This window comes from Trujillonella humicola, assembly GCF_046233715.1.
In the GTDB taxonomy this organism is placed as follows: domain Bacteria; phylum Actinomycetota; class Actinomycetes; order Mycobacteriales; family Geodermatophilaceae; genus Trujillonella; species Trujillonella humicola.
In genome coordinates this window covers 1-18,909 of the sequence record NZ_JBJNRJ010000003.1, presented here as the reverse complement: position 1 = coordinate 18,909, position 18,909 = coordinate 1, and the positions used below count along the sequence as shown (strand labels likewise).

The following is an 18,909-nucleotide window of genomic DNA, read 5'->3' as shown; positions in this document are numbered from 1 at the left end:
GCCGCGGAAGTGCCGACGATGGCCCCTCGGGAGTCGGCGTCGGTCGCAGCCGGCCCCCACGGACAGCAGGAGGCACGCCCGTGAAGCCGGCTCCGTTCGACTACCTGGCACCGACCCGCGTCGAGGAGGTCCTCGACGTCCTCCGGGAGCACGGCGACGAGGCGAAGGTGCTCGCGGGCGGTCAGAGCCTCGTGCCGATGCTGAACTTCCGGCTGGCCCGCCCGGCCGTGCTGGTCGACATCAACCAGGTGGCCGACCTCGACGGCATCCGGGCCGAGGACGGCACGTTGCACATCGGCGCCACGTCCCGGCAGCGGGCCCTCGAGCGGCACCTGTCCGGGGCCGCCGACGGTCCGGGGAGCCTGCTGCGGAACGCGCTCGGGTACATCGGCCATCCGCAGATCCGCGCTCGCGGAACCATCGGCGGCAGCCTGGCCCATGCCGACCCGGCGGCGGAGTTGCCCGCTGCGGTCAGCGCCCTGGGCGCCACCCTCGTGATCCGGAGCACCGACGGATCACGGGAGGTGGCTCCGGAGGAGTTCTTCGAAGGGTTCTTCACCACGTCCCTCGCCGCCGAGGAACTGCTCACCGAGATCCGCGTCCCGGCCTGGCCCGAGGGCACCCGCAGCTCCTTCCTCGAGGTCAGCCGTCGCCGAGGCGACTTCGCACAGGTCGCCGTGGCCGCGGTGGTGACCGTGGCCGACGGCCTGGTCACCCGGGCCGGTCTCGGCGTTGCCGGGGCCGCTCCCAGCACCGTGCAGGCCCACAGCGTCGTCGACGGGCTGGTCGGTTCCGAGCCCACCCCGGAAGCCGTCGCCGAGCTGGCCGGGAACTTCGCGGCCGACCTCGACCCACCCCCGGACACCCACGGCCCGGCGGAGTACCGGCGCCACCTGACCCGGCACCTGCTGCAGCGGGCGATCGCCGAGGCGACCGGGCTCGCCGCACCTCCTGCGGCCTCGGCCGCCTGACCCCCCAGCCACGCCCCCCTTCGAGCACCCACCGAGGACCGACGAGCAGGCCGGGCACGACCGGCCGGGAGAGCGAGCACGCGATGGACGTCGAGGAGCGGTCAACGGTCGGCTCCGGGGGCATGCGGGAGAAGACGATCACGGTGACGGTCAACGGGGACTCCCACCAGCGGACCCTCTCCGTCCGGCGCTCGCTGGTCGACTTCCTCCGCGAAGACCTCGGCCTGACCGGTTCCCACGTCGGCTGTGAGCAGGGGGTCTGCGGCGCGTGCACCGTCCTGCTGGACGGCGAGCCGATCCGGGCGTGCCTGATGTTCGCCGTGCAGGCCGACGGGAGGCAGCTGACCACGGTGGAGGGACTGGCGGCCGGCGACGAGCTGCACCCCATCCAGCAGGCCTTCTGGGAGAACCACGGCCTGCAGTGCGGGTTCTGCACACCCGGGTTCCTGCTCACCACGTACGACTTCCTGCGTGAGAAGCACGGGGTGACCGAACCGGAGATCCGGGAGGCCCTCTCGGGCAACCTCTGCCGGTGCACCGGCTACCAGGGCATCGTGTGCTCGGTCCAGGCCGCTGACGAGTCGTGGGAGCGCTGACATGGGCGTGCAGACGATCGGCGCGAGCGTCAAGCGCATGGAGGACCCCCGGTTGCTGCGCGGGGAGGCCGCCTTCGTCGACGACCTCCGGTTCCCGGGGATGCTGCACATGGCCGTGCTGCGCAGCCCGCACGCGCACGCCCGGCTGCTCTCGGTCGACGTCAGCGCCGCCCTGCGGTCACCGGGCGTGGTCGACGCCTTCTCCGCCGCGGCGCTGGGGCCGCACCCACCGTCGATACCCGCGCTGTTCGTCGTCGAGACCTTCCGCCCAGCTCCGCAGTACCCGCTGGCCACGGACACCGTCCGCTTCGTGGGCGAGCCGGTCGCCGTCGTCGTGGCGGGGAGCCGGCACGAGGCCGAGGACGCGCTCGAGCTGATCGAGGTCGACTACGAGCCGCTCGACGCGGTGGTCGACGCCTACGCGGCCATCCAGCCCGGGGCGCCGGTCCTGCACGAGAACGCGCCCGACAACGTCGCCGCGACACTGGTCTACGAGAACGGCGACGTCGAAGCCGCCTTCGCCTCCGCCGATCGGGTCATCTCCCGGCGGCTGGACATGCAGCGCTACACCGGCATCCCGATGGAGACCCGTGGCGTCGTCGCCCACCGCGACACGGTGACCGGCGAGCTGACGGTGTGGAACTCGACGCAGTGGCCGCACACCGCCCGCACCCTCCTGGCCGGCATGCTGGGCGTCCCCGCTCGCTCGATACGGGTGATCACCCCCGACATCGGCGGCGGCTTCGGGGTCAAGGCGGACTTCAACTCCGAGGACTTCCTCGTGCCCTTCGCAGCCGGACGGGCACGTCGCCCGGTGAAGTGGATCGAGGACCGCAACGAGCACTTCCTCGCGATCGCCCACTCCCGGGAGCAGATCCACGAGGTGGAGATGGCGCTGCGGCACGACGGCACGATCCTCGGCCTCCGCGCCCGGCACATCACCGACTGCGGCGCCTACCAGCGACCCCTCGGACTCGTGAACGCCTCCCTGGCCGGTACGAGCCTCGGGGGGGTCTACCGGATCCCGGCCTACCGCGTCGAGGCCGTCTGCGCCTCCACGAACAAGTCGCCCGCCTCCCCCTACCGGGGGGCGGGGACCCCCGAGGCGACGTTCGCGCGCGAGCGCCTGCTCGACATCGTGGCCCGCGAACTCGGCGTCGACCGGGCCGAGGTGCGCCGCAAGAACCTGCTCACCCCGGAGGAGATGCCCCACGACACGGGGCTGGTCTCCCTGGAGGCGGCGGTCGTCCTGGACAGCGGGAACTTCCCCGCGGGCCTGGACAAGGCCCTGGAGATGATCGACTACGCCGGCTTCGCTGCGCGCCAGCAGGCGGCCCGCGAGCAGGGCCGGCTGATCGGCCTCGGCATCTGCGTCTACAACCAGATCACCGGCACCGGCCCGTTCGAGGGCGGCAGCGTGCGGGTGGACCCGACCGGCGAGGTGACGATCAACTCCGGCGCCGCCCCGCAGGGGCAGGGCACCGCCACGATGCTGGCGCAGATCGCCGCCGACGAGCTGCAGGTGCCGCACGACACCATCAAGGTCGTCTTCGGGGACACCGGCCGGCTGGCCCACGGCATGGGGACCTACGCCAGCCGCAACGCGGTCATGGCCGGTACCGCCGTGGTGATGGCCGCGACGAAGGTGCGCGAGAAGGCGCTGGCCCTGGCCGCGCACCTGGTGGAGGCAGACCCGTCGGACATGGTGCTCGAGGACGGCTACGCCCACGTCAAGGGGGTGCCCACCACGCGGGTGAGCTGGGCGGAGATCGCCGCCGCCGCGACGCCGGGCGGCAACCGGCCGGAGGGGATGGAGCCGGACCTGGAGTCGGTGCAGTACTTCGAGAACATGGCCGCCCCCTATTCCTACGGGATCCACATCGCCGAGGTGGAGGTCGACCCGGACACGGGCATCACGACGGTCGGCCGGTACGTCGTCGTCAACGACGCGGGAACCATCGTCAACCCCCGCAACGCCGAGGGGCAGATCGTCGGCGGGGTGGCGCAGGGACTCGGCGGCGCGCTGATGGAGGAGCTGGTGTACGCCCCGGACGGCCAACCGCAGTCGACGTCCTTCCTGGACTACCTGATCCCCGGCAGCCTGGACGTCCCCCGCGTCGAGGTGGGACACCTGGAGTCGAAGTCCCCGCTGAACCCGCTCGGCCTCAAGGGCATGGGCGAAGGCGGCGCCATCGGCGGGCACTCCGCGGTGGCCAACGCCGTCGCCGACGCCATCGAGCACCTCGGCTGCACCGTCACCCGCACGCCGCTGAAGCCCGCGACGGTCTGGGGACTGATGCGTTCGGGCACGGCGGCGCCGGCCGGTGCGGGCACGACGGCGTGAGCGACCTCGCGGGCCGCGCCGCCGCCCCGGACGGTTCCCCTTCCGTCACCGTGCTGTCCGGGGCCACCGTGATCACGATGGACGGCGCCCGGCGGGTGTTGACGGACGGGGCGGTGGCATTCACCGACGCCATCCTCGCCGTCGGGTCCACGGCCGAGGTGCTCGACGCCCACCCCGGCGCCGAGGTAGTCGACTGTTCCGGGCGGGTGGTCCTGCCGGGGTTCGTCAACACCCACACCCACCTGTTCCAGACCCTGCTCAAGGGGCTGGGCGACGATCGCGTCCTGTCCGACTGGTTCCTGACGATGACCGGCCCGTCGGCGGCGCGACTGACGCCGGAGGACTGCTACGCCGGAGCGCTGCACGGCTGCGCCGAGGCACTGACCACGGGCACGACGACGCTGCTGGACTTCATGTACGTGCACCCGACCGCCGGCCTCGGGGACGCTGTGGCAGCGGCGATGGTCGACGTCGGCATCCGCGGGGTGATGGCACGGGGCTACATGACGGCCGGCAGCGACGTCGGGGTGCCGCCCGAGCTCATCCAGCCGCTGGACATGGCTCTGGCCGACGCCGAGCGGCTCATCGGCCGGTGGAACGTCCCGGGCTCACGGATCACCGTGGGGCTGGCACCGTGCATGAGCTGGACGGTGGATGAGGCGACCCTGCGGGAGACGCGCGCGCTGGCCGACCGCACCGGGGCGCTCGTGACCATGCACCTGGCGGAGTCGCCGTTCGACGTCGCGGAGTCCGTCCGCCGGTTCGGGGTTCGGGACGTCCCGTTTGCAGCCGACACGGGACTGCTCGGCCCGGACCTGCTGGCGGTGCACTGCGTGCAGGTGGATGGGCGGGACCTGGACCTGCTCCAGGAGTCGGACACGAAGGTGTCGCACAACCCCTGCTCGAACCTCTACCTCGGGTCGGGCTTCGCGCCCGTTCCGGCGATGCAGCGGCGCGGAATCACCGTCGGCCTCGCCTCGGACGGCCCGGCGTCGTCGTCGAACCACTCGATGCTCCAGGCGATGAAGTTCGCCGCCCTCCTCCACAAAGGGGTGCTGCGCGACCCGGAGGTCATGACGGCGGAAAAGGCTCTCGAGATGGCCACCATCGACGGCGCTCGAGCGTTGGGACTGCAGGAATCGATCGGCTCCCTGGACGTGGGCAAGCGCGCCGACCTCGTCGTCCTGGACCTGTCGAACCTCTGCGTGACGCCGGTACACGCGGCCGTGTCATCGCTGGTCTACAGCCAGCGCGGTGACGAGGTCGATCGGGTGTACGTGGACGGCCGGATGGTGGTGGACGGCGGCAGGCTCGCCACGGTCGACCAGGAGGAGATCCGGTCCCGTTCCTCCGCCGCAGCCGCCGGCCTGGCGGCGAGGGCCGGGACCGTCCGGCTCGCCGACCGGGAGTGGCGGTCGCTGGTCGGCACCGGATCAGGTGTGGAAATCACGCGGTAGCCGTCACACCGCCCTCCATGCAGCCAGAGATGGGATCGCCCTGTCGCGCCTTCGCGCGGGAGTGGACGGCGGTGGCCTCCCCAACTACACCACTCCAGGGGACTCACCCCGCTATGCTCGGCCGCCCCGGAACACGGCGCCGCCGACCCGGATGACGGGTGACGCGCAGACCACGGGGCACCCGGGTTCCGCAGTTGATGGGCACACGAGCGTGGTGGTTTGGGCGAAGCTGCTGGTCGGCGCCTCGTAGCGGTCGCGGACGCCGGGGATGTGTAGGTACACGTTCCGGCCAATGAGCGCTTGCTCTTCCTGGTCATCGGCGGCCAGGGTGTAGGTGTGTACCTGCGGACGTCGTCGCGGCAGAACAAGGACGGGACGACGGTGCGGTACGTGTCGATCGCGCACAACGAGCGCAGCCCGGGTGGCCCGTCGGTGGCCAAGGTGCTGCTGCCGCTGGGCCGGGAGGACCGCCTCGACGTCGCCGGCCTGCGCCGGCTGGTCGGCTCGATCAACCGCTACCTCGGTGACGACGCCGGCAGCGACGCCGGCCTCCAGGTCGGCGCCGAACCCGGTGACGGGGCCGGCGGTGGGCTGCGGATCACCGGCTCCCGCCCGGCCGGTGGGGCGTGGCTGCTGGACGGGCTGTGGCAACAACTCGGGATCGGCACCGCGCTGCACGAGGTGCTCGGCGATCGCCGGTTCAGCACCGACGTCGAGCGGATGATCTTCGCGCTGGTGGCCAACCGGGCGCTGGCCCCGGCGTCGAAGCTGGCCGCCGCGGAGTGGATCACCTCCGACGTGGCGATCCCGGGGCTGGCCGAGGCGACCGACGATCAGGCGTACCGGGCGATGGACCTGCTGGTCGAGGCCGATACCGACGCCAAGGTCCAGGAGGCGGTGTTCTTCGCCGTGGCGAACCTGCTCAACCTCGAGGTCGACCTGCTGTTCTTCGACACCACCAGCACCTACTTCGAGCGCGACACCGAGGACCCCGCGCCAGCCGCCGACGCCGCCGACGCCGCCGACGCTGCCGGCGCAGGGACCGAGGCCGGAACCGGCGAGGCGGCGGGTTTCCGCCGCTACGGGCACTCCAAGGACTCCCGCGGTGATCTGCCGCAGATCATCATCGGCCTAGCCGTGACCCGCGAGGGCATTCCGGTGCGGGTGTGGTGCTGGCCGGGCAACACCTCCGATCAGGCGGTGTTGCCGCAGGTCAAGGACGATCTGCGGGCCTGGCGGCTGGGTCGGGTGGTCACCGTGGTCGACCGTGGCTTCTCCTCCGCGGCGAACCTGGACTACCTGCGCCGGGCCGGCGGGCACTTCATCGCCGGCGAGCGGATGCGCGCCGGCACCGCCCACGTCGAGGAGGTCCTCGCCCGCCAGGGCCGCTACCGGACCGTGCGGGACAACCTGCGGGTCAAGGAAGTGCGGCTCGAGGCCGCCCCGGATCTGCGCTGGGTGCTGTGCGCCAACCCCGACGAGGCGACCCGCGCCGCCGCCCAGCGCGAGGCGGCGCTGACCCGCATCCGCGCCGAGCTGGCCCGCATCAAGACCGCTCGCGACCGGCTGGCCACCACCAAGCCGACCTCCAAGGCGGCCATCGGTCGCCGCGACGCCGAGCTCGCCGCGCACACCCGCGCCGAGTGCGCGCTGCGCGACCACCGCGCGCTGGGCCGCTGGCTGCGCCAAGACACCCGCGGGCGCCTGGTCGTCGACACCGCCAAGGTCCGCGCCGAGGCGCGGCTGGACGGCAAGTACCTGCTGGTCACCTCCGACCCCGATCTGTCGGCCGAGGACGTTGCGCTGGGCTACAAGAACCTGCTGGAGGCCGAGCGCGGCTTCCGCGACCTGAAGTCCACCCTGGAGCTGCGGCCGGTGTTCCACCGCCTCGAGCCCCGCATCCGCGCGCACGTGCTGCTGTGCTGGCTGGCGCTGCTGCTCATCCGGGTCGCCGAACGGCGCACCGGCGAGACCTGGCCGGCCCTGGCCCGCGAGCTGGGCCGGCTGCACGCGGTCACCCTCACCGGGCCGACCGGCACGGTCACCCAGACCACCGAGCTCACCACCGCCCAGCAGAGCATTCTTCGGGCCTGCGGGCTCACCCCACCGCCCCGGATCACCGCCCTACACCCCGCCTGACCTGCACAGATACGGCCGAGGAGGCCGTCGGAGCGTGTAGTGACACGACTCCAGCTCCCGCCGAGGCGCGTCTTCGCAGATCAACCCCCCGATTCGGCGGTCCCGTCGACCTACGAACTGCGGAACCCGGGGGGCAGATGCGCGACCGGACCACCCGAGGTCAGCCATGGACACGAACCAGAGCGAAGCGATAGCCACGTTCTTCCAGGTGTACCCCGACGCCCCTCTCCCCCGTCGGGCCAGCCCCGGGCTCAACGGCTCCATCCCCGCGAAGGCCGAGCACTATTGCGAGCCGCTCACCTCAGCGACCGGTTTCGGCTGGCACTTGTTCCCCCCACTCGAGTTCGCCCTGCAGTGGGACGGAACAGCGGTGTACTTCCGCCTTCCCGGGCAGCTCGACTGGGAACTCCTCGAATGGACGGTGCTGCCCGGACTCGACGAGCACCTGGCCCGGCACGCCCCGTACGCGCTTCCGGGGCATCTCGTGCCTTTCCTGACCACGGGACCGGACCTTCCCGGAATCGTGCAGATCTGGACCGGGGTGATGGCACGGACCCGGCCGGGGTGGTCCCTGCTCGTGCGTCCTCCTGCCAACCTGCCGCGGCATCCGGGCTATGACGTGCTCGAGGGCATCATCGAGACCGATTGGTGGTTCGGCCCGCTCATCTCGAACGTCCGGCTGTGCCTGACCGGTCATCCGATCCTCTTCCACGTGCGCCGACCCCTGTTCCAGGTCCAGCCGGTACCGAAGTTCGCCTACCGGGCCGAGACCCTCAAGGCGGTCGAGTCCATTCGGGGCGTGGAGCAGTTCACCGGGCGTGAGTGGGACGAACTCGGCGCGTCGCTGATGATGCGCAACGGTCCAGCGGCCCGCCCCGGTTCGTACAAGACCGAGGTGCGCCGTCGAACACGGGGCGAGCGGCACACCTCGGCCTAGCCGCCTCCGTCGTACCGGAGAATCCGGTCGAACTGCTCCGCGGTGAGACCGAGCAGGCCGCGCAACTGCTCCAGCGAGGCGAACGGGCGCCGCGCGACGATCAGCCGCGCGGTGAACGCCAGTAGCCCGAACGAACTCATGAGGGTGGCCTGGTCCATCGTGTTGACCGCGACCAGCCCGCCGTCCCCCGCCGTCGGGGCGACCGGCCCGGAGGGCGACGGCGATGCGCGCGTCACCCCGGCGCCCACGTCGAGCAGCCCCCGTCCGGTGCCGGAGTCGGGGAGAGGATTGGCGCTGCGCTCCACCGCATCGCGCACCTCGGCCACCGAGATGTCCCGCCGCCGGGAAAGCACCAGCGCGGCCGCTCCGGCCACGTGCGGGCTGGCGAACGACGTGCCGAAGTCGACGGTGTCCCTCCCGCCCCGCGCCGCCGACCGGATGTTGTCAGCACCGCCCCCCGTGCCGCGGCCGCCGGGCGCGACCAGGTCGACCTCACGACCGTAGAAGGAGTAGGCGGCCCGCCGCCCGTCCGGGCCGACGGCACCGACGGAGACGATCTGCCGGTAGTCGGAGGGGAAGTGCGGCTCGTCTTCCGCCGCCGGCCAGTTGCCGGCCGAGGCGACGACGACGGCTCCGGCCTGCTCGGCCTGGACCACCGCGTCCCGGATCAGCGCGACGTCGCCGGTCGTCTTCCAGCTCAGGTTGAGGACGAGGCGCCGGGGAGACCGGACCAGCCCGACGGCGTAGAGGATGGCGTCGCGGCGCTGGGCGTAGCTCAGCGAAGCACCGGAGAGACCCACCCTCAGCGGCAGAATGCTGCAGCTCGGGCAGATCCCCCAGATCCCGCCTTCCCCCCGTCCGGCGAGGAGGCCGGCGATGAACGTGCCATGTCCCTGGTCGTCGGTCGGCTCCGGATCATCGTCGTCCTCGAAGTTCCAGCTCTCGCCCGATGGGCGGGACAGCACGGCGTGGGCGATCGCGGGGTGGGACGTCTCGACTCCCGTGTCGATGACGGCCACGACGACGTCCGGGTGACCAGCCGTGGCGGGCTCGTCCGGGCGAGCCCCCACGAGACGGAGGTTCCAGGGCAGGTCAGCGGCGGTGCCAGTCGCCGTCCCGGACTCCATCTCGAGCGTCGCGGCCACCTCGAGGTCGTTGACCGCGACGAATGCCGGTTCCGCGAACTCGACCTCCGAGGCCTCGTTGAGCACCCCGATCGACTGCATGATCGCGGCCGGGTTCATTCCCTGGCCGGCCAGCCGCAACGTCACGAGCCCGGGGGTCCGGTGTCGCCTCTCCACCGCCAGTCCGGCAGCCGCGATCACCTCGTCCTGCCGGGCCTCGGCCGTCCCCGCCCGGAACTGCGCGATGCAGAACTGGGGGTCGAAGAACACGGTCCCGTTGCGCCCCCGACGAAAGGAGGGAATGACGAGCTCGACCCGCTCGTCGCCCTTCAGCCCGTCCAGTGCGTCGGTGGCGCCCTCGGTCTCGGGGACGGCGAACACCTGGTAGCCACGGCCGTCGCGCGTGGAGCTGACCCGGGTCAACCGGTGGCTCTCCCCGACGGAGGCCGCACTCTCGGTGTCCGACGGGCGAAGGGAGACCAGCAATCGGGACGGGTCGGGGGTGAGGCGGACCTCCCCACCGGACAGCTTGTCGACATAGCCGAGCGGTCGCGGCGCGAAGAACTCCGTGATGGCCGTGAACGCCTCCGCGTCCATGCCGGATAGCGCGCGGAGCTCGAGCGCCGTGAAGTACGGCCGCCGGGCCACGACGCGATCCGCGGTGGCCACGGGGATCCCCGTGATCTCGACCAGCTCTCGCGGCGTGGCCTCGTTGATGTCGAGCTTCGGGATCTCCAGCAGATCGTCGATCCGGGCGAGCGCCGTGACGGGGAGCATGGCCAGGTCCTGCCGCCGCCGGACCGGGCGGAGGCGCACGACCAACGCCACCTGGTCGGAGTCGAGTCCCAGGAGGACGGCCAGCTGGCGATCGCTCGCGTCGTTGAGCTGGACCGAGGTCGGCATCTACCGGCCCCTGCTCGCCGGGAGCGCCAGGCTCAGGAACGTGTCACCCTCCCGAGCCATCAGGCCACGCGTGGCGAACCCGACGAGGGCCTCCTCCACCTCGACCACGGAACGGCCCGACGCGAGTCCCTTCGCCACGTTCGCGACCGAGCACGGGCGCTCGCTGCAGGCTCGGTAAATCTCAGCGAGCTCGTCGTAGAACCGGTACACGCCGCGCTGCCCTGGGTCGCGGAAATCCTCGATCAGGATCTGATCCGGGGAGGACCAGAAGAACAGCGACGGCCGAGGCGATCCTTTCCACGCCGCCTGCCAGTCCCGCACCTCGTCCCGGATCGCCAGGTACACCTCATCGGACAGGGCGTCGACGAACCGGTAGTCGAAGAAGTAGGCGATGCGCCGGAGGTCCAAGTAGGGCGGGTAGACGTAGCTGTAGCTCTCCTCGGGGCGGACGTACTCGGTGGTGCAGGCACCCTCCTCTTGGAACAAGGGGCTGAAACGTTCCAACCAGATGCGGCCGGCACCTGTCGGGGGCTGGAGGTGGCGCAGCAGCTTCAAAGTTTCGAGCTGCTGCGTGTAGGACTCCTGCCGTTCACCCGGGAATCCCCAGATCATGTTCCAGCCGACGTCGATACCGTAATGGGCGGCCCACCGGAGGAGATTGATGTTCTGGAGCCCGGTCACGCCCTTCCTCATCAGTTTCAGAACGGTACTGTCGACCGATTCGATCCCCGGTTGGATTCGCACCACGCCAGACTCGCGCAGCGACCTGATCTTCTCGCGCGAGAGATTCGACTTGACTTCGTAGAAGAACTCGTAGTCGAGGGCGTCGGCCCGGATTCGGGGGAGCAAATCGGTGAAGTACCGCATATCCATGATGTTGTCGACGGCCTCGAACCGGAAGGAGCCGTAAGACCGGGCGAGGCTGGCCAGCTCGTCCGCGACGCGTGCTGGGGACTTCGAACGGAAGCCGATGGTGGACCCGTTGAGGCCGCAGAAGGTGCAGTGGTGCTTCTGCCCCCACCAACAACCCCGCGCGCTCTCGAAGGGCAGGTGAACCAGGCGGCGGGAGGTCTCGGAGACCACGCCGGCCGCGAGCGCGCGCGCGAAGTACTCGCTGTAGTCCGGCACCGGCAGCTCGTCCAACGCGACGAAGGGCGCACGTTCGCCGCCGTCCGACACACCGTCGGCCACGACCCCGGGGACCTCACGTGGATCTGCACCGACCGCGAGGGCATCGAGGTACTCGGGGAACGTCTCGTCGGCCTCACCCTTGACCACGTGGTCCACCCAGGGCAGCCGGGCCAGCTCATCGCCCATCTCCCCTTCGAAATTCGCCCCACCGAAGACGATCGTCGTCTCCGGCCAGCGCTCCTTGAGGCGCCGCGCCAGAGCGAAGGACGCGGCGTTCTGCTGAAAGGTGGAGGTGAACCCGACCACCCGGAAGCCGCCCCAATCGACGTCGTCCACCATCGACTCGATGTATCGGGGCACCTGTACGTCCCTGACGCCGAGCAGCTGCTCACGGGTCAGACCGACGTCGGCCAGCAGCAGGTCGGCCTCCTCGGAGAAGCGGTCGAGGAGTGCGCCATCCGGGTCGGGCGCCGACTCACCGAAGGCGGCGACCGAGAACAACCAGTCACCGAACATGCGCCCCCTGTGGTGGACGAGTTCCTCGTACGCGCGGGTGCCGATCTGACTGGCGAAGGGGATGCAGAGGTGGAGCGTCTCGGCCGGGAAGCCCGCCCGCTCGGCGATGGCCTTGAGCAGGCCCAGCTGCAGCGAAGGCCGGTGCACCGACACGAACGGCATGCTCACCAGGGCGACGGCACAGGCCGAGCGCTGTTCGACCGTCGGGCCGTGCCGCCGCGGTCTCGACAGGGTGAGCGCGACCGGAGCCGTCGGCGCCGGGGAAGCAGCAGCGGGCATGACCATGCTCCTCAGCTATGGCTCACGGGGGGTCGGGCGAACAGCCGGGGTGGAGGACTCGCGCCGACCTGTCTGGCCGGCCGCTCCCGAGCAGTGGCCGGAAGCGGCCGGAACAGGTCAGTAGACGACGCCGATGCCGACCCCGCCGGCGACCTCGTCGAGCCCACCGCGCAGGTTGAAGTCGGCCGTCCCGACGGGGACGAAGGCGTCCTTGAAGCCCGCCGAGAGCCGCCCGGTCGTGCGCGCGGCAGCGACGGCGCGCCCGCTCTCGGTCTGCGACCCGCTCCCCGACGACGCGCTGGCCCGCACGCGGTCGTTGATCTCCTTTCCGGCGAGTCTGAACACCGCCAGCAGCAGCGTCTGCTCCTTCTCGGTCAACACGTCACCCAGTTCGTCGAGTTTCCGGGCAAGTGCGGCGAGATCCCCTTGCGTGATGGTCTGGTCCACTTTCTTCCCCCTCCTGAACCATTCTCGGTGGACGGTGAATACCGGAAAGCAGGCGCGGCCCCGCGGCGCACGACCACCCCTAGGGAGGTCCCCCAGCATCGGTGGTGATGAAAGTCACCGATATCCGCGTAATTGTTATCCTCTGCCGACTTGAAGGCGTCAACCCGCTGCGGGACGCCGTATGCGCGAACCTGCGGTGATGAGCACCAGGGACGCGTGTAGGCACGCATTGAAACCGCCGCGTCACGATCCGTCGCTGGAGTCCTGAGGGTTGCCGAGCACCCGGGCCTGGTTCGAGCGCACCCGCGGGCTCGCGTGATCACCGCCGGGTCTCGTACCTGGCCATCAGCACGCCGCCGGCGAAGGTCCGCGTCTCCACCAGGTCGAGATCGACCCAGCTGTCCAGAGCGGTGAAGAAGGCCTGCCGCCGCCGATCAGGACGGGATGCGTGACGACCGCGTACTCGTCGATCAGCCCGGCCCGCATGGCCGCCGCGGCGAGGGTCGAGCCGCCGATGTCCATGGGACCGCCGTCCTCGGTCTTGAGCCGGGCGATCTCGGGAACCGCGTCGCCGGGGACCAAGCGGGCGTTCCCGTCGACCGCGCCGATCGTCGAGGAGAACACCACCTTCGGCATGTCCCGCCACCGGCGGGCGTACTCGGCGTGCGCCCGGGTGACGCCGGGCTGCTGGTCGGCGGTCGGCCAGTGGGAGCTCATCCCCTCCCACAACCGGCGCCCGTACAGCGCCAGACCGGTCGCCGCCACCCGGTCGGACCACCACTGGAACAGCTCGTCGCTCGGCACGCTCCAGCCGAGGTCGTCGCGGGGCGCGGCGGTGTAGCCGTCCAGGCTCACGTTCATCGCGTAGGTCAGTCTCCGCACGGGTCGCCTCTCGTCGGCTCGGTCTCCGCCGGAGGGACCGACCCGCCGCGGCGAACTCATCGGTCAACCCCCGCGCAACGCCTGGGCGATCTCCTCGTGCCCGCGGGCGAGCGCGTGGTCCAGAGCGGTGCGCCCGTTCGCGTCGCGGATGCCGGGATCGGCCCCGGCGGCGAGCAGGATCCGGACGATCTCCACGTAGGGGCCCGACCCGTCGCCGTAGACGACCGCCTCGAGCAGCGCCGTCCACCCGGGGTCGTTGACGTGGTTCACGTCGATGCCCGTCTCGACCACCCGGCGCACGTAGTCCACGTGCCCGCGCTCGGCGGCCGGGATGACCGACACCCCGCCGAAGCGGTTGCGGATCGTCAGGTCCGGCCCGGCCGGCAGCAGCACCTCGAGCATCGCCACGCTGCCGGTCACGCCGGTCACCAGCCACGGGGTGTCGTGCCGGCCGTCCAGCGCGTCGGGGTCGGCGCCCAGCGCGACCAGCAGCCGCGCGACGTCCACCCGGTCGGAGGTGGCCGCCAGCAGCAGCGGCGTCCGCCCTCCGGCGTCCCGCACCTCGAGGGCCGCGCCGGCGCGCAGCGCCAGGGCCGCTCGATCCGGGTCCCCGGCCGCCGCGGCCTCCAGCAGCGACCCCGCCGGGTCCGCGACCGGTCCCGCCTCCAGGGCCGCCCGCAGCGTCGCGGCGACGGCGTCCTGGCCCCGCGACCGCGCGTGCTGCAGCGGCGGGATCCCGTCGCGCACCGGCGGGAGCGCGACGTCGGTCCCGCGGGCGACGAGCAGCCGCACCGTGTCGACGTACCGCGGGCTGCCGTCTCCGTAGATGACCGCCTCGTGCAGCGCGGTGAAGCCCGACCGGTTCACGTGGTCCACGGTGATCCCGGCCTGCAGCAGCCGCCCGACGACGTCGGCGTGACCCCGCTCGGCCGCTCGGATCAGCCCCGTCCCGCCGAAGCTGTCGAGCGCGGCGAGGTCCGCCCCCGCGGCGAGGGCCACCTCCAGCAGCTCGCGATGGCCCTCGCTGGTCGCGATCAGGTAGGCGCTCTGCTGCGTGGCGTCCTGGGCGTTCACGTCGGCGCCGGCGGTGATCAGCTCGCGGGCCCGGACGACGTCGTTCGCCCAGGCCGCCTCGATGAGGGCCGTGTCGAGCGCCCGCTGCTCCTCGGGTCCGGGCGGTGCCGGCGGGGGCGGGGGCGGGGGCGTCTCCTCGGAGGGCGGGGACGGCGAGAGCGCCGTCGACGGGCTCGTGGAACCGGCCGCCCGCTCCGGCGGCGCGTCCTGCCCGCACCCGGCGACCGCGACCGCCACCACGGCCAGGACGCAGGCCGCCCACCGCGCGGCGCGCATCGCGAGAACGACAGGACGTCGGTCGGGTCCCACCAGTCCCTCATCTCCGCGAGGCTCGGAGCCTGGGGTCGTCCGGGAGCGGACGCGCCGGGGGCCGCCGCGGCCTCGGCTATGTCCCGGTCGGCGCCTCCGCCGCTGCCTTCAGCCGGGCGAGACCCTTCTCGAAGTCCGGGCCCACCATGGCGTCCATCGACTTCACGACACCCATCAGCCGCACCGCCAGCGTCCTGCGGCCGACCATCGTCCAGGTGACCGCGGAGCCGGCCGCATCAGGCGTGATGGCGAAGGTGATGTCGTTCCTGGCCCTGAACGGCTTCTCGAAGACCAGGTCGATGCGGACCCGGGAGGGCTCGGCGGCGTCGACGACGGTCATCCGGCCGGCGCCGGCCTTGCGGTTGCCCGACCAGGCGTAGACGGCGCCGACGCCCGACTCGGCGCCCGAGTACTCCCGGCGCATCGCCGGGTCGACGTCCTCCCACGGTGACCACGCGGTCCACCGGCGGAAGTCGACGATCTCCGCATACACCCGCTCCGGCGGTGCTGCGATCGTCGTCGATCGCTGCACCGTGTAGGTGTCCGTCGCCATGGCGGCGCAGCGTAGGCGCTCCGCCAGGGCCTCGGGCCCCCGTCACGCCCGGCGGCCACTGGCCGCGGGCGGACGACGAGATCGTCAGGGCGGCGGGTCGCCACGGACCTCCGACGACGCCGGCAGGTCGATGACGCCGCAGGCCAGCGCCTCCTCGATCAGCAGTCGGCAGCGTTCGGCACGGGCGAGGACGTCGTCGTCGACCCCCTCGCCGTCGCGGAGCTCGGTGCACAGGTCCCGGCTCTCGCGCGCCGTCTCCGCCAGCAGGTCGCCCAGCCGGCGGGCCCGTTCGACGGTGCGGGTGAAGGACGCACCGCCGGAGGGAGGTCGCCGCGGGCGCACCGGACGCGGTCGACCCTCGATCCGCACGGCGAGCACGGTCACGTCCTCGTGCCGCTCGGGCGGTCCGTGGCGCTCGAGGACGGCCTCGCAGAAGGAGGAGGGATCGGCGGTGCCGGGCAGGTGGCTCACGGTGCGCGCGAGGTCGTCGATCGCCCGGTCCGGTCCCACCGCGCCGGCGCGGCCGTGGAGCAGTCCGCGGGTGTAGAGCAGCAGGGTGGAACCGGCCGGCACGTCGACGGCGGTCTCCGAGCGGAGCCGGTGCCCCTGCGGGAGGACGCCGATGGGGCCGGTCACCGCGCCGCGCAACCGGGTGACGCTGCCGTCGGGACGACGCAGGAGAGGAGGCGGGTGCCCGGCGTTGCTGTAGAGCAGCAGCGCTCCGCCGGCATCGACGACCACCCGGCCGTAGAAGACGGTCGCCCGCCGGGCCAGTCCCAGTCCCGCGACCACCCTGTCCGTCCGGTCGAGCACCAGCGAGGGGCTGGCCCCGTCGTACGCGTAGGAGCGCAGGACGCTGCGCACCTGCCCCGTCGTGGCCGCACCCACGGCGCCGTCCCCCGGGGCCTCCCCGGCCACGAGCCCGATCGCGCCGTCGGGCAGGGGGAACACGTCGTGCCAGTCCCGGGCCGTGGTCTCGCCGGAGGTGCCGGCCACGCGCCGAGCGGCACAGGCCACCCCGGGCAGGGCGGGCAGCAGGCTGCTCTGCAGCGCGTCCGGGGCACCGCGGGCGCCGGCGAGGCGGGTCCGGTCCTCGTGGCGCTGCTGCAGCTCCCGCAGGATGAGCGCGCCGTGCCGGGCCAGCGTCTGCACGGCGCCGCGGGCCTGGATGGGGAAGGCCGCCGGACGCCCGGCGTAGCAGTTGAGAGCGCCCACCACGCCGTTGCCCGCGTGCAGCGGCACCGACAGCGAGCTGCTGACCCCGGCCGATCGGGCGGCACGCGCGAGGTCGGGCCAGCGCCGGTCGACGGCGTAGTCGTCGCAGGCGACCTCCTCGTCCCGGCGCAGCGCGGTCAGGCACGGGCCGTCGCCGCGGTCGTACTGCAGCTCGTCGAGCAGCCGGGCGGGATCGCCGGTCAGCGCCACGGTGTGCACCTCGCCGTCGATGGCCAGCGACACCCCGACGCCGAGGCAGCCGGGGACCGCGTGCGCCGCCAACGCCACGACGTCGTCCAGGGCGTCGCGTGCCTGCTCGGCAACCGCACGGGGCACCCCCGGGAGGTCCACCGCGACGCTGCCGAGACTCACCGGGCCTCCTCCGCAGCCGGCCCTCGACGGACCGCACCAGCCGGCCGGACCGGCTCCCGCACGGCTCGGGCCACGTGGGCACCCGAGGGTGCCGATCGCCGGTCCACGACGAGGAGGTGGCGATCGAGGAGGTGGCGATCGAGGCGGAGGCGGGTGAGTTCCCCCTGGAGCCCCACCGACGCGCCCACCAGCGTCACGCGGCGGTCGTGCCGCAGCGCGCGGCGGTAGGTGCCGCTGATCGCCCGGAGTCCGCAGCGGTCGAAACCGGTCAGGGCGGCGACGTCCAGCACCCAGGAGCTGCACGCGGTGCGCAGCAGGCGCGAGACGCCGGCGTGCAGGAGTCGGGCGCCAGGGCGGGTGAGCGGCCCGGCCAGGAGCAGCCGGCCCTCGCCCAGGCTGAGCCTGATGACCAGCGAGGACAGGTCGTGCCGGATGGGTTCGGATCCGACGGGATGTGGCACGCGCTCACCTCGGCGGCGCACACGACCGACCGCGGAACGACCGGTGCCGACGTGCTGCCTGCTCGTGATCGAGGGCCGGCGCTATGACCCGGGGAGAAACCTACCAGCGGAGCAGGCGCCGGGGAGCAGCTCGCCGGCCCGGGCCCGCGCGGGCCGGCGGGCAGCGGTTTGTCGACCCCGTGACGAAAGCTCTCCGGGCATGGGTGGGCCTCCGCACCCGTCCTAGCCTGGGATCACCGCAATTCCCGCCCGGTGGTCAGCCGCGCCGCCGGAGGACGGGATCGACCGAGGGAGACCTCCATGGCGGAAGCGGACAGCCGGCCGCTCGAGCTGGTGGCCCTCGTCCGAGGGCTGGGCCGGGAACCCGACCTCCCGCACGTCGCGCAGCGGGTGGTCGACACGGTCGCCGCTCAGCTCGGTGCCCACGTCAGTTCCAGCGTGTCGGTGGTCCGCCGCCGCGACGTGGAAACGCCGGCGGCGAGCGACCAGCGGGCCGTACGGGCCGACCAGTTGCAGTACGAACTCGGCCAGGGACCGTGCCTCGACGCCATCTCGACGCAGCGGACCTGCGCCGTCGAGGACCTGACGGCCGACGACCGGTACCCCGAGTGGTCCAGGAGGGCAGCTTCCGAGACCGGCATCCGCAGCGCCCTGTCGGTGAACCTGTTCGTCGACGAGGCTTCGAGCTCGGGGCGCTGAACCTCTTCGCCCTCCGGGCACACGCCTTCGACTCAGCGATCCGCGTCCGGGCCCTGGCCCTCGCCGCTCTGGCGGCGGTCGCGGTGCGCTGGGGGACGAACGAGGAGAACCTCCGCACCGCGATGGCCAGCCGCACCCTCATCGGCCAGGCCCAGGGGATCCTCATGGAGCGGCTGAGGATCACTGCGGACGAGGCGTTCGCCATCCTGAGCCGCCACTCCCAGGACACCAACACCCGAGTGCGGGAAGTCGCCCGGCAGCTGGTCGAGACCGGGGAGCTCGCCCGGCGGTGAGGGGCCCGGCGACGGTGCTCCTCGCGACATTGCGATTGGGTGAACCTCGTCGTCGACGTCGTACGCCTGCGCCTGCGATGGGTAGTCGGCGTACGACCCTTTCCAGGAGGCTGCTGTCGGGCTTGGAGCGCAAGAATGGGTGGACGCTGGCCGAGCAGGCCGGTGACCGGACGCCGGATGCGACGCAGCGGCTGCTCAACCACGCCG

General features: G+C 72.3%; 16 protein-coding genes and 1 pseudogene. 9 read left to right on the top strand and 8 right to left on the bottom strand.

All coding sequences use genetic code 11. The annotated features are described in order from the left end of the window. The first annotated feature begins 80 nt into the window (after positions 1-80). The 6 genes from ACK586_RS02470 to ACK586_RS02445 all read left to right on the top strand — a co-directional run bounded on the left by ACK586_RS02470 (position 81) and on the right by ACK586_RS02445 (position 8,444). On the top strand, positions 81-971 hold the full coding sequence (locus ACK586_RS02470; RefSeq protein ID WP_409328868.1) for an FAD binding domain-containing protein: 891 nt from the start codon (positions 81-83) through the stop codon (positions 969-971). 83 nt (positions 972-1,054) lie between these two features. Further along, entirely contained in the window at positions 1,055-1,567 is a 513-nt protein-coding gene (locus tag ACK586_RS02465) for a (2Fe-2S)-binding protein (RefSeq protein WP_409328867.1), read from the top strand. Between the two features lies 1 nt (position 1,568). After that, positions 1,569-3,911, top strand: a complete 2,343-nt coding sequence (locus ACK586_RS02460; protein WP_409328866.1) for a xanthine dehydrogenase family protein molybdopterin-binding subunit — start codon at positions 1,569-1,571, stop codon at positions 3,909-3,911. Beyond that, complete coding sequence (locus ACK586_RS02455; protein WP_409328865.1) at positions 3,908-5,368, top strand: amidohydrolase family protein; 1,461 nt, start codon at positions 3,908-3,910, stop codon at positions 5,366-5,368. The genes ACK586_RS02460 and ACK586_RS02455 overlap by 4 nt, the downstream gene beginning before the upstream one ends. A gap of 300 nt (positions 5,369-5,668) precedes the next feature. Then, on the top strand, positions 5,669-7,507 hold the full coding sequence (locus ACK586_RS02450; RefSeq protein WP_409328864.1) for an IS1634 family transposase: 1,839 nt from the start codon (positions 5,669-5,671) through the stop codon (positions 7,505-7,507). A gap of 166 nt (positions 7,508-7,673) precedes the next feature. Then, on the top strand, positions 7,674-8,444 hold the full coding sequence (locus ACK586_RS02445) for a DUF6065 family protein (RefSeq protein WP_409328863.1): 771 nt from the start codon (positions 7,674-7,676) through the stop codon (positions 8,442-8,444). On the opposite strand, the gene ACK586_RS02440 is transcribed toward ACK586_RS02445, so the two are convergent. The 8 genes from ACK586_RS02440 to ACK586_RS02405 form a co-directional block, all read right to left on the bottom strand. Continuing rightward, positions 8,441-10,471, bottom strand: coding sequence for a S8 family serine peptidase (locus tag ACK586_RS02440; protein WP_409328862.1), 2,031 nt, complete (start codon positions 10,469-10,471; stop codon positions 8,441-8,443). The two genes, ACK586_RS02445 and ACK586_RS02440, sit on opposite strands and share 4 nt — an antisense overlap. Next, positions 10,472-12,397 carry a RiPP maturation radical SAM C-methyltransferase gene (locus tag ACK586_RS02435; protein WP_409328861.1) on the bottom strand — a complete coding sequence of 642 codons (1,926 nt, stop codon included), beginning with the start codon at positions 12,395-12,397 and terminating at the stop codon, positions 10,472-10,474. It abuts the gene before it with no gap. A gap of 117 nt (positions 12,398-12,514) precedes the next feature. Then, positions 12,515-12,844, bottom strand: a complete 330-nt coding sequence (locus ACK586_RS02430; RefSeq protein WP_409328860.1) for a hypothetical protein — start codon at positions 12,842-12,844, stop codon at positions 12,515-12,517. Positions 12,845-13,189: 345 nt separating this feature from the next. Beyond that, positions 13,190-13,726 carry a dihydrofolate reductase family protein gene (locus ACK586_RS02425; RefSeq protein ID WP_409328859.1) on the bottom strand — a complete coding sequence of 179 codons (537 nt, stop codon included), beginning with the start codon at positions 13,724-13,726 and terminating at the stop codon, positions 13,190-13,192. A gap of 63 nt (positions 13,727-13,789) precedes the next feature. Further along, complete coding sequence (locus ACK586_RS02420; RefSeq protein ID WP_409328858.1) at positions 13,790-15,076, bottom strand: ankyrin repeat domain-containing protein; 1,287 nt, start codon at positions 15,074-15,076, stop codon at positions 13,790-13,792. Between the two features lie 109 nt (positions 15,077-15,185). Next, positions 15,186-15,662, bottom strand: a complete 477-nt coding sequence (locus ACK586_RS02415) for an SRPBCC family protein (protein WP_409328857.1) — start codon at positions 15,660-15,662, stop codon at positions 15,186-15,188. 84 nt (positions 15,663-15,746) lie between these two features. After that, entirely contained in the window at positions 15,747-17,249 is a 1,503-nt protein-coding gene (locus ACK586_RS02410) for a PP2C family protein-serine/threonine phosphatase (RefSeq protein WP_409328856.1), read from the bottom strand. Continuing rightward, positions 17,246-17,710 carry an STAS domain-containing protein gene (locus ACK586_RS02405; protein ID WP_409328855.1) on the bottom strand — a complete coding sequence of 155 codons (465 nt, stop codon included), beginning with the start codon at positions 17,708-17,710 and terminating at the stop codon, positions 17,246-17,248. Before ACK586_RS02405 ends, ACK586_RS02410 begins: the two co-directional genes overlap by 4 nt. A 300-nt stretch (positions 17,711-18,010) precedes the next feature. Between ACK586_RS02405 and ACK586_RS02400 the strand changes: the two genes are divergently transcribed. The 3 genes and pseudogenes from ACK586_RS02400 to ACK586_RS25590 all read left to right on the top strand — a co-directional run. After that, positions 18,011-18,409 carry a GAF domain-containing protein gene (locus ACK586_RS02400; protein WP_409328854.1) on the top strand — a complete coding sequence of 133 codons (399 nt, stop codon included), beginning with the start codon at positions 18,011-18,013 and terminating at the stop codon, positions 18,407-18,409. Continuing rightward, positions 18,319-18,702 (top strand): ANTAR domain-containing protein, encoded by a 384-nt coding sequence (locus ACK586_RS02395; RefSeq protein ID WP_409328853.1) that lies wholly within the window; start codon positions 18,319-18,321, stop codon positions 18,700-18,702. Before ACK586_RS02400 ends, ACK586_RS02395 begins: the two co-directional genes overlap by 91 nt. Beyond that, positions 18,699-18,909 (top strand): annotated as a pseudogene (locus ACK586_RS25590) (hypothetical protein); the annotation flags it as partial. The gene ACK586_RS02395 and the pseudogene ACK586_RS25590, both read left to right, overlap by 4 nt.